The following is a 13090-nucleotide window of genomic DNA, read 5'->3' on the forward strand; positions in this document are numbered from 1 at the left end:
GGTCGGCCTTCCGGACGCCACCAACATGCATCCACAGCTCAATCCCCTGGAACACCCCCTCTGCCTCACGCAGCCCCTGCGGCTGCTGGCCTCCTCAGCCTGGGTGGAGCACGTCCCGTTCGCGATGTTCCTGATGGACCTGCTGCGTCCCGCGACGCTGGTGGAGCTGGGTGCGCACACCGGCGTGTCCTACTCCGCGTTCTGCCAGGCGGTGGACGCGCTGAAGCTGGAGACGCGCTGCCACGCGGTGGACACCTGGCAGGGCGACCCGCACGCGGGTTTCTACGGGGCGGACGTGCTCGCGGACCTGCGCGCGCACCATGACCCGCTCTACAGCCGGTTCTCCCAGCTGCACCAGATGACCTTCGACGAGGCCCTGAGCCAGTTCGCGGACGGCTCCATCGACCTGCTCCACATCGACGGCTGCCACGAGTACGCGCAGGTGAAGGCGGACTTCGAGCACTGGCGCCCCAAGATGAGCGCGCGCGGCGTCATCCTCTTCCACGACACCCACGTGCACGAGCGCAACTTCGGCGTCTGGCAACTGTGGGAGGAGCTGAAGGGCCAGCATCCCTCCTTCGAGTTCGAACACGGCTTCGGTCTGGGCGTGCTCGCCGTGGGCCCGGAGCAGCCGGAAGGGATGCTCGCGCTGACGAGCACCCGGGACGCGGAACGTGAACACGTGCGGCAGGCCTTCGCCACGCTGGGCGGGCGCCTGACGCTCCTGCTGCACCGGCAGCACCTGCGCGACGCCTACGGCCAGAAGGAACAGCAGGCCGCGGACCACGCGCGCCAGGCGCAGCAGCTCCAGGCGGAGCTGGACGCCGCCCGTGAAGTGGCACGCGACACCGCCAGCACCCTGCGCGAGTTCGAAGGCCGGCTCGCACGGCAGGGCCTGGCCCAGCGGATGCTCCAGGAGGAGCTGGGCCGCAAGAACGCCCGCATCTACGAGCTGGATGCGCACGTGGCGCGCCAGGGCTCGGAGCTGGCGCACATCAACGGCAGCCTCGCGTGGAAGGCCATCAACCGCTACTGGGCCATGCGCGAGCGCGTGCTGCCCCCCGGCACGAAGCGCGGCCACCTCTACCAGAAGAGCAAGGGCACGCTGCACAAGGTGGGCGCGAAGCTGATCAAGCTGCCCGCGAAGCAGGGAGCGCTCAAGGCACTGCGCGCCGCCAAGGCCGCCCTCACGCCGGCCACCCCCGCCGCGCCCACCGCCTCCATCTCCGCGGCCGTGGCCCCGAGCGCACCGCTCGCGCCCCCGGCTCCGTGGACCGCGCCGCTGACGCAGCTCTCCCAGTCCAGCCTGGGCCGGCGCATCCTGATCATCGCGGAGCTGTCGCTGCCCCAGTGCAAGCGCTACCGCGTGGATCAGAAGGTCGCCATGTTCCACCGGCTCGGGTACGACGTCACCGTCCTGCGCTGGAACGACCACGAGGAGTGCAAGGCCGCGCTCCAGTTCCACGGCCTGGTCATCTACTACCGGGTGCCCGCGTTCCCTGGCGTGGAGGAGCTGCTGGCGGAGACCAAGCGCCTGGGCGTCCCGCACTTCTTCGACGTCGACGACCTCATCTTCGACGTGGAGGAGTACCAGAAGAACACCAACGTGCAGCGGCTGCCGGAGAACGAGCGCGAGCTGCTGCTCAACGGCGCGAAGCTCTACCGCAAGGCGCTCAGCCTGTGTGAGCACGCCATCGCCAGCACGCCCACCATCGCGGAGCAGATGGCCCGCGTCATCTCCGGCAAGGTCTACGTCGTCGAGAACTGCCTGGACGACGGCATCCTGGAGCTGGCCCGGGAGATGGAAGCGCGCCCGCCCGCGGTGGACGCGGACACGGTCACCATCGGCTACGGCAGCGGCACCCGCACGCACGACGCCGACTTCGCCATCGCCGCGGACGCCATCCTCGCGGTGATGGAGCGCCACCCGAACGTGCGCCTGGCCATCCACGGCTTCCTGGAGCTGCCGGCGGGCTTCGAGCGCTTCTCCGACCGCGTCTTCCGCATCCCGTTCCTGGACGCGGACGACTACCTGCGCGCGCTCGCGTCCTGGCAGATCTCCATCGCGCCGCTGGAGACGACGGTCTTCAACGACGCCAAGAGCAACATCAAGTTCATCGAGGCGTCCATCTTCCGCGTGCCCGCGGTGTGCTCCGGCTCCGGGCCGTTCCGGGAGATCATCGACCACGGCCGCAACGGCTTCGTCGCCACCACCCGTGAGGAGTGGGAGTCCGGGCTGTCCGCGCTGGTGCAGGACGCGTCGCTGCGCAAGCGCATGGGCGAGGAGGCCCACCGCAGCGTGATGGCGCGCTACCACCCGGCGGTGGTGGCCACGGAGCGGCTCCAGCCCATCCTCCAGCACCTGCCGCCCGCGCCGCCTCCGCGCCTCAAGGTCCTGGAAGCCAACATCCTCTTCGCGCCCTTGAGCTTCGGTGGGGCGACCGTCGTCACGGAGCAGCTGGCGCACCAGCTGAAGGCGGAGGGCTGCGACGTCACCGTGTTCACCGGCATCCTGAACTCGCCGCTGCCCGCCTATTCGGTGGTGCGCTACGAGGCGCTGGGCCTGCCGGTCATCGCCACCCAGGTGCCGGCCCTCACCGACCGCGCCCAGGAGTACCAGAACCCGCGCATGGGGGAGACCTTCACCCAGGTGCTCAAGGCGGTGCGCCCGGACGTGGTGCACTTCCACTCCATCCAGCTCCTGAGCTCCGCGCTCGCCACGGCGTGCGCCGCGGAGGGCATCCCGTACACCATCACCGTGCATGACGCGTGGTGGCTGTGCGAGCGGCAGTTCATGGTCCGCGAGGACGCCACGTACTGCGGCCAGAAGGGCATCGACCTGCGCGTGTGCACCAAGTGCGTGCCGGACTCGCGCTTCACCTTCAAGCGCACGTTCGCCCTGCGCAAGGTGCTGGACGGCGCGGCCCTGCTGATGGCGCCCAGCGAGTTCCAGCGCCAGCTCTACATCGCCAACGGCGTCGTGCCGGAGCGCATCGTCGTGAACAAGAACGGCGTGCTGCTGCCCACGCGTGCGCGCGCCCCGCGCCCCGCGAACGCCCCCGTGCGCTTCGCCTACCTGGGCGGCCACGCGGTGCACAAGGGGTACTTCTGGCTCAAGGACATCCTGGAGTCGGTGCCGGAGTCCGCCTGGGTCCTGAAGATGACCGACATCCAGCTGCGCATGGGGTCGGCCTCCATCGACGCGAAGGAGTGGAAGGTGAAGGGGCAGGTGGAGGTGGTGCCTCCGTATGATCAGGACGGGATGGACGCCTTCTTCGACGGGGTGGACGTGCTGCTGATGCCCTCGCAGTGCAAGGAGAGCTTCGGCCTGACGGTGCGCGAGGCCATGGCCCGTAACGTGTGGGTGGTCACCACGGCGTCAGGCGGCGTCAGCGAGGACATCGTGGAGGGCGTCAACGGCAACGTCGTGGACATGGCGGACGCCGACGGCTTCCGCCGCGTGCTGCGCGACCTGGTGGCCCACCCGGAGCGTCTGTCGCGCGCCCCGAACGCCCAGCGCACCACCGTGCGCGACTACGAGACCCAGGCCAAGGAGCTCCACGGGCTCCTGTCCGGCCTGGTGAGTCCGGCGGCCCGAGGCGCGGCCCGCGAAGACGCCAGCGCCACGGCCATTCAGCGCTGAACCGGACGGAGCCACCCCGCCTGGAGGCGGGGTGGCTCCTGGAAGTGCGGAAGCCTTCAGGCCCTACGCCGGGCCGTAGTAGCGCTGGTACACCGTGGTGAGCGTCACCGCCGCGGTGAGCAGGATGAAGCAGGCGATGAGCACCGGCTTGAAGCGCGTCAGCGTGCGCGGTGCCCAGGCGGGCGGGGCCATCGCCACCACCAGCAGCGGCGTGTAGGGCAGCAGGTAGCGGCCCTGCACTCCGTCCACGTGGTTCGCGCCCGGCGCAGTCCACGCCAGGTACAGCATGGCCTGGATGGCCAGCACGCCCGCCACCGCCACCCCCAGCGCCACCACGCGCTCGCGCCAGCCCACCTTCGGCGCGGCCCCGTCAGCGTCCAGCACCATCACTCCCAAGAGCAACGCGGCCAGGGCGAAGAGGGCAGGGCGGGGCACCGGCGTGTCCAGCCAGCCCAGCACGCCGCCGCCCTGGTGCAGGAAGTCCGGCAGCCGCCTCCAGAAGTCACTCACCAGCACGCCCAGCACCTGGAAGGGGTGCGCGCGGATGTGGGCCACCTGCGCCACCACCTCACTGGGGCGGAAGATGTCCCGCACGGTGGAGGACCACGCGAACTGGAGCAGCGCGGGCACGGCGACGATGGCGGCCAGGGCCAGGGCGTAGCGGCCGCGCGTCCCCAGCCGGGTGAGCGGCAGCAGCAGGAACACCAGCGACAGCGGCAGGTAGGCCTGCTTGCACAGCGCCACGAACACCGCGCTCGCCAGCAGCAGCCCCAGCTGCTTCGCGCCCAGCGGCCCCGGGTGCGCGAAGGTGTAGTGCAGCGACAGCGCCACCAGCAGCAGGCACGCTGACATCGTGATGGGGTCCGCGGACACCGACGCGCGCTGGAAGAGCACCATGGGCGTGAGCGCCAGCAGCGCGAAGGCCCACCGCTGGAAGGGCATCAGCCGCAGCGCCAGCGCGGTGAGCAACAGCGCCACCAGCACGTTGCCCAGCCGGCCCGCCCACAGCACCGCCACCGGGGACGCCTCCAACAGCCGCGCGGGCACCATGCCCAACGACTGCGGGAAGTAGACCAGCGGGAAGTAGATGGCGGACGCGGCGAAGCGCCACTCCTGGGTGTCCTGGGGCGCCAGCGCCGCGTGCATCGCGTCGCTCAGGCGCTGCCGGTCCTGGCGCACCTCGGGATGGCCGCCCACGCCGTCGGACACCTCCTGCGCCACCCGCACGATGCTGCGCGGAAGCTGCCCGCCCGCGTCCCCCACCGGGATGCGCGTGGCCGTCAGCTGTCCCTCGGAGACCTGGTACGCGCGGTAGAAGTGCGCGGGCTCGTCCGCCACCTGGAACGGGGGCGTGAGGAAGCTCAGCACCGCGCCCAGCACGGCCGCCACGACGAGGAAGGCCACGACGGGCGCGATGAAGAACGGACGCAGCGGAGATGGGGGCGGTGAAGACGGAAGCATGGCGAAGGGATGGGCCCGGTGGGCCCTCAGACGGCGTGCGAGTCGCGACGGGCGGCGACGGCGGAGGAGACGACTTCAGGACGGGGCTGCGCACGCGCGGCGCGCTCGGCCTCCGCGGAGGTGAGCAGGGCGACCTCCTGGGCCAGCCGCTTGAGCTGCTGGCGCTGGTCGGCCACCTGGAGGCTCAACCGGTACACCAGCCACATGAGGCACGTCAGGGCGATGAAGAAGAGGGCGGACGGGGCGTAGTAGATGCCCATGGCCGTCGCCAGCGCGTCGATGCCCTGGCGCCACAGCGACAGGCCCGCGATGGCCACCGCCACCAGCAGCCACGCGAAGGTGTGCCGCTCGCTGGTGCGCCGGCCCCGGGCCGACCACAGGACGCTGAAGGCGAAGGCGGCCGCGAAGGCCACGCCGATGAGGCTGGAGCGAAGCATGGGCATCAGACGGGACGGACCCGCTCCATGAGCAGGGCGAAGGACACCTTCGCCATGTAGAAGGCCGACTTCCACGGCGTCAGCGAGCTGGTGCCGGTGAGGCGCGGGCGCATGCGCACCGGCACCTCCGCGATCGCGAAGCCCTGCCGCGCCGCCATCAGCACGCTCTCCGGCTCCGGGTAGTCATGCGGGTGGACGCGCGCGAAGAAGCGGATCGCCTGCGGACCGAAGCCCCGGAAGCCGGAGGTGGGGTCGGTGATGCGGTGGTTGCTCAGCGTGGACAGCAGGCCCGCGAGGAACTGGTTGCCGAAGCGGCGCAGCCACGTGGAGCGGAAGCTGGTGACGCCCGCGAAGCGGCTGCCGATGACCAGCTCCACGCCCGACTGGAGCGCCTCGCGCAGCGCGGGCACGGACGCCGGGTCATGCTGCCCGTCGCCGTCCATGCGGATGACGTGCTCGTACCCGTTGCGGGACGCGAACAGCAGGCCGCTGGCCTCGCCCGCGGCGACGCCCAGGTTGAAGGGATGGCTGAGCACCCTCGCTCCGCAGTCCCGCGCGCGCTGCGCCGTGGCGTCGCGTGAGCCGTCGTCGACGACGAGCACGTCGAACTCCGGCAGCGCCTCGCGCAGCTCCGCCACCGTCGAGCCGATGCACTCCTCCTCGTTGAAGGCCAGCAACACGATGAGGCCCTGTCGGGTGTCCATTCAGCCCCCTCCTGCGTCTTCCGGGCTTCTACCGTTACCCGGCACGCCGGAACAACCCGCTACGCCCGGTTCCCGCTCACGCGAGCGATGAAGATACCCGCGTCCTCCAGGCTCAGGCCTCGGGCCACGGCGCCGAGCCCCTGGCCCGCCAGGGAGACGAGCGGCCTTGGGAGCTTCCGCAGGGCATGCGCCCTGTCCGCCAGGCTGCCGGCCTCGAAGTCCAGGTCCCCGAAGGCGTCCACGCGCTCCAGGCCCACGCGCGGGAGCAGGGCCTCCATGGAGTCGTGGGTGAAGTAGCTCTCGTGCGGAGGAAAGGTGCCGGCCTGGTAGAGCTGCTCCAGCAGCCCCGACGAGGCCACGCCGGCCATGGCACGGGAGACGCGGTAGAGCAGGCCGCTGGCCACCGGCACCTTCAGCACCACCCACTCCAGCTCGGGCGCCAGCTGTGTGACGAGGTGGCGCACCATGTCCGTCAGGTGCGCACCCGGGAAGTGCTCCACGACGTCCAGTAGCGTGAGGATGCGCGGACGGAAGGGCAGGTCCTGGAGGGGCAGGGGCCACTGTCCGCCCTCCGGAAGGGGCAGGCGCATGGCGGGGATGCCCGCGTCGCGCATCAGGTTGACGGACAGCTCGGAGATGTCCGCGCCGGCCAGCTCCTGGACGCCCGCCTCGCGGCAGCCCTCCAGGAACCAGCCCCGGCCCGCGCCGAAGTCCAGGAGCCGCGTGGGCTGGGGGATGTGGCGGCGCAGGCGCTCGACGATGCTCCGGGCCTGGCGCTGGCGCGTGACGCGCAGCGAGTCCATGAAGCCGCCGCTGTCGTATTGCGCGTGGTAGTCGGCGGTGTTGCGCGGCGCGCGGTGGGTCGCCACGCGGTGGCCACAGCTCGCGCAGGTCTCCACGTCCAGCCGGGGTCCCTGGAAGGACGGTCGGAGCGAGGACGAAGCGCAGGCGGGACAGGAGGGGGCGGACATAGGGGGCGGCACCCTACCGCTTCCTCGCGTCCCCCGTCACGTGTCCGCCAGGCTCCCAGGCCGGCTAGCGGCCCCGTCGCCGCGAAGGCCCGCGGCGCGGCGGTTCCTGCGTGGGCTCCGGCGACGGCTCTGGCGACGGCTTCGGCGAAGGCTCCGGCGTCGCGGCAGGCTGGCGCGACGTCAGCTGCTCCAGCTGGCGCTCCACCTCCTGGCGCCACAGGGACTGCGTGCGCGCCTGGACCCGCTGGTGCTCGTGGATGAGCGCGAGCGCGTCCAGGATGGCCTCGTTGAACTCCACCTGCCGCCGGAGCGCCTCGTTGATGAAGGGCTGGAACGCCAGCCGGAAGGCGCGCTTGGCCATCACCAGCGCGGGCCCCACCACGGGCCGGTGGGACGAAGGCGGGTCCGCGTAGCGCGCGTCGCGCTTCATCCGTGCGCCCTCCAGGAACGGGGGCCACGCGGGGCTGGTGGCCGGGCCCTGGGTGGCGGCGAGGCGTCGGCGCAGCGCCTCCACCTTCTCGGGCTCTGGCGTGGGCAACCGCTCCAGGGACTCCAGCACCGCCTTCACGGTGGGGTCGCCGGTGATGAGGTCCTCAGCGCGCATGCGGGTGTCCTCCCACGTCCAGCTCTCTTGCCAGCTCCGCCGCCAGCGACGTCAGGTCATGCCCCGGAGTGAGCTCCCACAGCCTCTTTCCCAGGACCTGTTTGACGCCCGCGTCCGGCGCGCGGCGGGGCTCCCAGATGCCCGCGACGCGCGTGTCCGGCGGCAGCCGCGACACCGTGCGCCGGGCCACCTCCTCACCGGCACCCGCGAACAGCAACGGCCCCGGGGCGCACCGCACGCCCGTCTCCAGCGACGACGACGGCGGGCTGACCCCATCCAACCCGAAGCACGGCTCGTCCGGCGTGAAGCGCCGCACCCGTGTCACGCCGTCGCGCTCATCGCTCGGGGCCAGCTGCAGGGGCATCACCTGACGGCGCACCGTCCACAGGCTCGCGTCCGGCAGCCGGTCCACCACCGCGCGCGCCAGCTGGGACATGGGCGCATCCGGCGCGGCGTCGAAGCCCGGGCACACCACGGTGACGGCGGGCGCGGCGGGCGGACGGGCCGGGGGCGCATCCCCCTGGAGGAAGGGCATGAGCGCCTCGCGCACGCGCTGGGCCACGGACTGCTGGTCCAGGGACGCCAGTCGCTGGCGCTGCGCCTCCACCACCCGCGAGCGCAGGGCGGGGTCTCGCTCCAGCACCGCCAGCAGCCCCGCCACCTGCGCGGGGTCGTCCGACAGGGTGGTGAGGCCCGCGCCGCCCATGGTCTCCGGCACCGCCGCGGCGCCGTAGGCCACCACCGGCACGCCCCGGTACATGGCCTCCAAGAGCGGCACGCCGAAGCCCTCGTGGCGGCTCATGGAGAGGTACGCGGTGGCGGAGGCGAAGCACGCGGACAGCTGCGCGGCGTCCACGCGCCCTAGGAACACCACGCGATCCGGGCCCAGTTGCTCGCGCAGCGCCAGCACGGACGCGTCATAGGGCGCGCTGCTGTAGAGCGTCCCCGCGACCAGCAGCCGGCTCTTGGGCTGGTACAGGCGCTGGTAGGCGGTGAAGACGCGCAGCACGTCCTCCAACCGCTTGCTGGGCACCGTGCGGCCCACGAAGAGCACGTTGGCGCACCCGTCCTCCACCTGCTCGCGCAGGGCCGTGTCCGGCGGCACGTTGAACGCGTTCCAGTCCACCGCGAAGGGCAGGACGCTCGCGTCCGGGTAGCCCGCGGCGGACAGCTCCTCCACGCTGAAGTGCGAGTACGCCCAGGCGTGCGTCACGTGCTCGCGCAGCTGGAGCAGCTCCTCGCGCGCCAGCATGCAGCCGCGGGCGACGTGGCGGTCCGTGCCCTCGAAGAACCGTTCGGGCGTGACGTTGTGGTACAGCAGCGCCTTGCGGCCCTTCGCCTTGGCCACCAGCGGCACCAGCCGCGACTCGAAGCTGTGGTGGACGAGCAGCGCGGTGTCCCGGCCCGCGTCGCGCGCGTAGTCGAGGGCGGGGCGCACCTCGTCGCGACACGCCTCGTCCCACTGCTCGGCGTAGATCTCCGACGCGTATCCCCATCCGCGCAGGAGGTTTCGCAGGTAGCGCACCTGGTTGCCCACGGCGTCGCCCCAGGCCAGCCGCGGCACGAGCTGGTGGATTGCTCCGGCGCTCGAGGACGCGGTCCCTCGCTTGCTGTTCCAGAGGCTCACGTTGGGCATGGCATTTACCCCTGGCCCGGACCGGCCACAAGTGGTCGCGCGCTTGCCTTGACGGGGATCCTTCCCTCCGCTACGGAGGGCGCTTTCTCTCGAAGTGCGAGTGGTGGCTTGTCAATGAACGTCCTGGTGACAGGGGGCTGCGGCTTCATCGGCTCCAATCTGGTGAAGTACCTGCGCCGCGAGCGGCCTGACTGGAAGATCATCAACCTCGACAAGCTCACGTACGCGGGCAACCTCGAGACCCTCGCCGACCTGGAAGGTGACCCGAAGCACGTCTTCGTGCGCGGCGACATCGCCAACCGGGAGCTGGTGGAACACCTCATCGTCCAGCACGGCATTGACGCCGTGATGCACCTGGCGGCCGAAAGCCACGTGGACCGCTCCATCCTGGGCCCGGAGGTGTTCATCAACACCAACGTGCTGGGCACCCAGCAGCTGCTGGAAGCCTGCCGCGCCCGGGGCGTGAAGCGCTTCCTGATGGTCTCCACCGACGAGGTCTACGGCTCGCTGGGCCCCACGGGCGCCTTCACGGAGACCTCTCCGCTGCAGCCCTCCAGCCCGTACTCGGCCTCCAAGACGTCCTCGGACCTGATCGCGCTGGCCTACCACCACACGTTCAAGATGGACGTGGTGGTGACGCGCTGCTCGAACAACTACGGCCGCTACCAGTTTCCGGAGAAGCTCATCCCGCTGATGGTGGTGAACGCGCTGCACGACAAGCCGCTGCCCGTCTACGGCGACGGCGCCAACGTGCGCGACTGGCTCCACGTGGAGGACCACTGCCAGGGCCTGCTGGTGGCGCTGGAGAAGGGCCGCGCGGGCGAGGTCTACAACATCGGCGGCGGCTCCGAGCGCCGCAACATCGAGATCGTCAAGGGCATCCTGGGGCTGCTGAAGAAGCCCGAGTCGCTCATCCAGTACGTGGCGGACCGGCCGGGCCATGACCGCCGCTACGCCATCGACCCGACGAAGATCCGCACGGAGCTGGGCTATCAGCCGAAGCACACCTTCGAGCAGGGGCTGGCGGACACGGTGACCTGGTACATGGAGAACCGCGCCTGGTGGGAGCGGGTGACCAGCGGCGCCTATCGCCAGTACTTCGACACCCAGTACAAGGCCCGTCTGCAGGGGCGGGGCTGACGCCATGCGCTTTCTCGTCACGGGAGCCAACGGCCTGGTGGGCAGCCGCGTCTGCGCGCAGCTGACCGAGCGCGGTCACGAAGTGGTGGGCCTGGGGCGCGGTCCCCGGCGCACGGGCGGCACGCACGGCTACGTGGAGGTGGACCTCACGCGCGAGCAGGACGTGGCCGCGGCCATCGCCCAGGCCCGTCCGGAGGCCATCATCCACCCCGCCTCCATGACGGAAGTGGACGCGTGTGAGAAGGACCCGGACGCGGCCTACGCGGCGAACGTCCACGCCACGGCGGCGGTGGCCCGCGCGGCGAAGCTCGCGGGCGCGCACCTGGTGCACGTCTCCACGGACTACGTCTTCGACGGAGACGCCGGGCCGTATTCCGAGGACGCGCTGCCCAACCCGCGTGGCGTGTACGCGCTGACCAAGCACATGGCCGAGCAGGCGGCGCGCGTGTTCGCGCCGGGCTGCGCCATCGCGCGCACGGCCGTGGTGTACGGCTGGCCGGCAGCGGGGCGTCCCAACTTCGGGGCGTGGTTGGTGGGGGCGTTGGAGAAGGGCCAGCCGGTGAAGCTCTTCGAGGACCAGGTGGTGTCCCCCAGCTTCGCGGACAGCGTGGCCGCCATGCTGGTGGAGCTGGGTGAGCGCCGGCTTGGTGGCGTGTGGAACACCTGCGGCGGCACGGTCATCGACCGGGTGGGCTTTGGCCGGGCGCTCTGCGAGGTGTTCGGCTTCGACGCGTCGTTGATCACGCCCACGCGGATGGCGGACCTGAAGCTGGCCAGCCCCCGTCCGCTGCGCAGCGGCCTCAAGACGGACAAGGTGCGTACGGAGCTGAAGGCCCAGCCGCTGGAGTTGGCGGAGTCCCTGGCGCGCTTCCACGCGGCCTGGAAGGCGCACCGCGCCGGTTGAGCATCGCGCGCGTGGCGGCCGGGCCGCGCGCATCCGTTTCGCGGCCGCGCCGTGGAACACAGGGGAGCACGCATGAAGGGAATCATTCTGGCCGGGGGTTCGGGCACGCGCCTGTATCCACTGACGCGCGTGGTGAGCAAGCAGCTGTTGCCCGTCTACGACAAGCCGATGATCTACTACCCGCTGACGACGCTGATGCTGGCGGGCATCCGGGAGATCCTCGTCATCTCCACGCCGCAGGACCTGCCGCGCTTTCGCGAGCTGTTGGGCGACGGAGAGCAGTGGGGCATCCGCCTCCAGTACGCCGAGCAGCCGCGTCCGGAGGGCCTGGCGCAGGCGTTCGTCATCGGCCGCGACTTCGTGGGCAACGACCCCGTGTCGCTCATCCTGGGTGACAACATCTTCTACGGCCACGGCATGGGGGAGCTCACCCAGCGCGCGTCGAAGCGCACGCAGGGCGCCACGGTGTTCGGCTACTACGTGAAGGATCCGGAGCGCTACGGCGTGGTGGAGCTCAACGCCCAGCACAAGGCCGTCAGCATCGAGGAGAAGCCGACGAAGCCCAAGTCGCACTACGCCGTGACCGGTCTGTACTTCTACGACAACCAGGTCATCGACATCGCGGCGAACCTCAAGCCGGGCAAGCGCGGCGAGTACGAAATCACCGACGTCAACGCGGAGTACCTGCGCCGCGGCCAGCTCAACGTGGAGCTGATGGGACGCGGCTACGCGTGGCTGGACACCGGCACGCACGAGTCGCTGATGCAGGCATCCAACTACATCGAGATCATCGAGCGCCGTCAGGGCCTCAAGGTGGCCTGTCCGGAGGAGATCGCCTTCCGCATGGGCTACATCGACGAGCAGCGGCTGACGGCGCTGGCGGAGCCCATGCGCAAGAACGAGTACGGCCAGTACCTGTTGGACCTGGTGGAGAAGCGGGGGGCGGTGTCGTGAAGGTGACCCCGCTGGCGATTCCGGACGTCCTGCTCATCGAGCCGAAGGTGTTCGGCGACGACCGGGGCTTCTTCCTCGAGTCCTTCCACGCGAAGCGCTACGCGGACGTGGGGGTGGTCGGCCCGTTCGTGCAGGACAACCTGTCGCGCTCGGTGAAGGGCACGCTGCGAGGCCTGCACTTCCAGGAGCCGAACGCGCAGGGCAAGTTGGTGCAGTGCCTGGCGGGCGCGGTGTGGGACGTGGCGGTGGACATCCGCAAGGGGTCCCCCACGTTCGGCCGCTGGGTGGCCGCGGAGCTGACGGGCGAAAACAAGCATCAGCTCTGGGTGCCCGCGGGCTTGGCGCACGGGTTCTGCGTGGTGAGCGACTCGGCGGACTTCTTCTACAAGTGCACCGCGCTGTACTCCCCGGAGTCCGAGCAGAGCGTCGCCTGGGATGATCCAGACCTGGCCATCCCGTGGCCGGTGAAGCAGCCGCTCTTGTCGGCGAAGGATCAGCGCGCGCCCCGGTTGAAGGACGCGCCCGTGCTGCCCGTTTTCTAACGCGAAGGGCGGCCGGGCAGGCGTGGCGCGGGGGCTTGTCATTCCCCGCCCCCTGCGCGGTAAGCAGGCAGGGGGACGAGCACCGTCCCAAGGG

At 70.9% G+C, this 13090-nt stretch carries 11 protein-coding genes; 5 read left to right on the plus strand and 6 right to left on the minus strand.

Annotation, left to right across the window (positions count from 1 at the left end; translation table 11 throughout):
• The first annotated feature begins 25 nt into the window (after window positions 1–25).
• Window positions 26–3643, plus strand: coding sequence for a glycosyltransferase (locus GTZ93_RS08485; protein WP_139917788.1), 3618 nt, complete (start codon window positions 26–28; stop codon window positions 3641–3643).
• A gap of 63 nt (window positions 3644–3706) precedes the next feature.
• On the opposite strand, the gene GTZ93_RS08490 is transcribed toward GTZ93_RS08485, so the two are convergent.
• From GTZ93_RS08490 to GTZ93_RS08515, 6 genes are all read right to left on the minus strand, one after another.
• Complete coding sequence (locus GTZ93_RS08490; protein ID WP_161662728.1) at window positions 3707–5104, minus strand: DUF2142 domain-containing protein; 1398 nt, start codon at window positions 5102–5104, stop codon at window positions 3707–3709.
• Between the two features lie 26 nt (window positions 5105–5130).
• Window positions 5131–5541 (minus strand): DUF2304 domain-containing protein, encoded by a 411-nt coding sequence (locus tag GTZ93_RS08495; protein WP_139919175.1) that lies wholly within the window; start codon window positions 5539–5541, stop codon window positions 5131–5133.
• Between the two features lie 5 nt (window positions 5542–5546).
• The gene (locus GTZ93_RS08500) at window positions 5547–6245 is read right to left on the minus strand and encodes a glycosyltransferase family 2 protein (protein ID WP_139919174.1); all 699 of its coding nucleotides are present in this window, start codon (window positions 6243–6245) and stop codon (window positions 5547–5549) included.
• 59 nt (window positions 6246–6304) lie between these two features.
• Window positions 6305–7216, minus strand: coding sequence for a class I SAM-dependent methyltransferase (locus GTZ93_RS08505; RefSeq protein ID WP_139919173.1), 912 nt, complete (start codon window positions 7214–7216; stop codon window positions 6305–6307).
• Window positions 7217–7280: 64 nt separating this feature from the next.
• Window positions 7281–7820, minus strand: coding sequence for a hypothetical protein (locus tag GTZ93_RS08510; protein ID WP_139919172.1), 540 nt, complete (start codon window positions 7818–7820; stop codon window positions 7281–7283).
• Window positions 7810–9456, minus strand: a complete 1647-nt coding sequence (locus tag GTZ93_RS08515; protein WP_139919171.1) for a glycosyltransferase — start codon at window positions 9454–9456, stop codon at window positions 7810–7812. The genes GTZ93_RS08510 and GTZ93_RS08515 overlap by 11 nt, the downstream gene beginning before the upstream one ends.
• 114 nt (window positions 9457–9570) lie before the next feature.
• Here GTZ93_RS08515 and rfbB point away from each other — a divergent pair, with 114 nt between their 5' ends.
• From rfbB to rfbC, 4 genes are all read left to right on the plus strand, one after another.
• A complete protein-coding gene (rfbB, locus tag GTZ93_RS08520) occupies window positions 9571–10596 on the plus strand; it encodes a dTDP-glucose 4,6-dehydratase (RefSeq protein WP_120576677.1) in 1026 nt (341 codons plus the stop codon).
• A 4-nt stretch (window positions 10597–10600) separates the two neighbouring features.
• Entirely contained in the window at window positions 10601–11500 is a 900-nt protein-coding gene (locus GTZ93_RS08525; RefSeq protein ID WP_120565563.1) for an SDR family oxidoreductase, read from the plus strand.
• A 72-nt stretch (window positions 11501–11572) separates the two neighbouring features.
• On the plus strand, window positions 11573–12454 hold the full coding sequence (gene rfbA / locus GTZ93_RS08530) for a glucose-1-phosphate thymidylyltransferase RfbA (RefSeq protein ID WP_120576678.1): 882 nt from the start codon (window positions 11573–11575) through the stop codon (window positions 12452–12454).
• The gene (gene rfbC, locus GTZ93_RS08535) at window positions 12451–12996 is read left to right on the plus strand and encodes a dTDP-4-dehydrorhamnose 3,5-epimerase (protein WP_121752054.1); all 546 of its coding nucleotides are present in this window, start codon (window positions 12451–12453) and stop codon (window positions 12994–12996) included. The genes rfbA and rfbC overlap by 4 nt, the downstream gene beginning before the upstream one ends.
• Window positions 12997–13090 lie beyond the last annotated feature (94 nt).

Source organism: Corallococcus exiguus (genome assembly GCF_009909105.1).
In the GTDB taxonomy this organism is placed as follows: domain Bacteria; phylum Myxococcota; class Myxococcia; order Myxococcales; family Myxococcaceae; genus Corallococcus; species Corallococcus exiguus.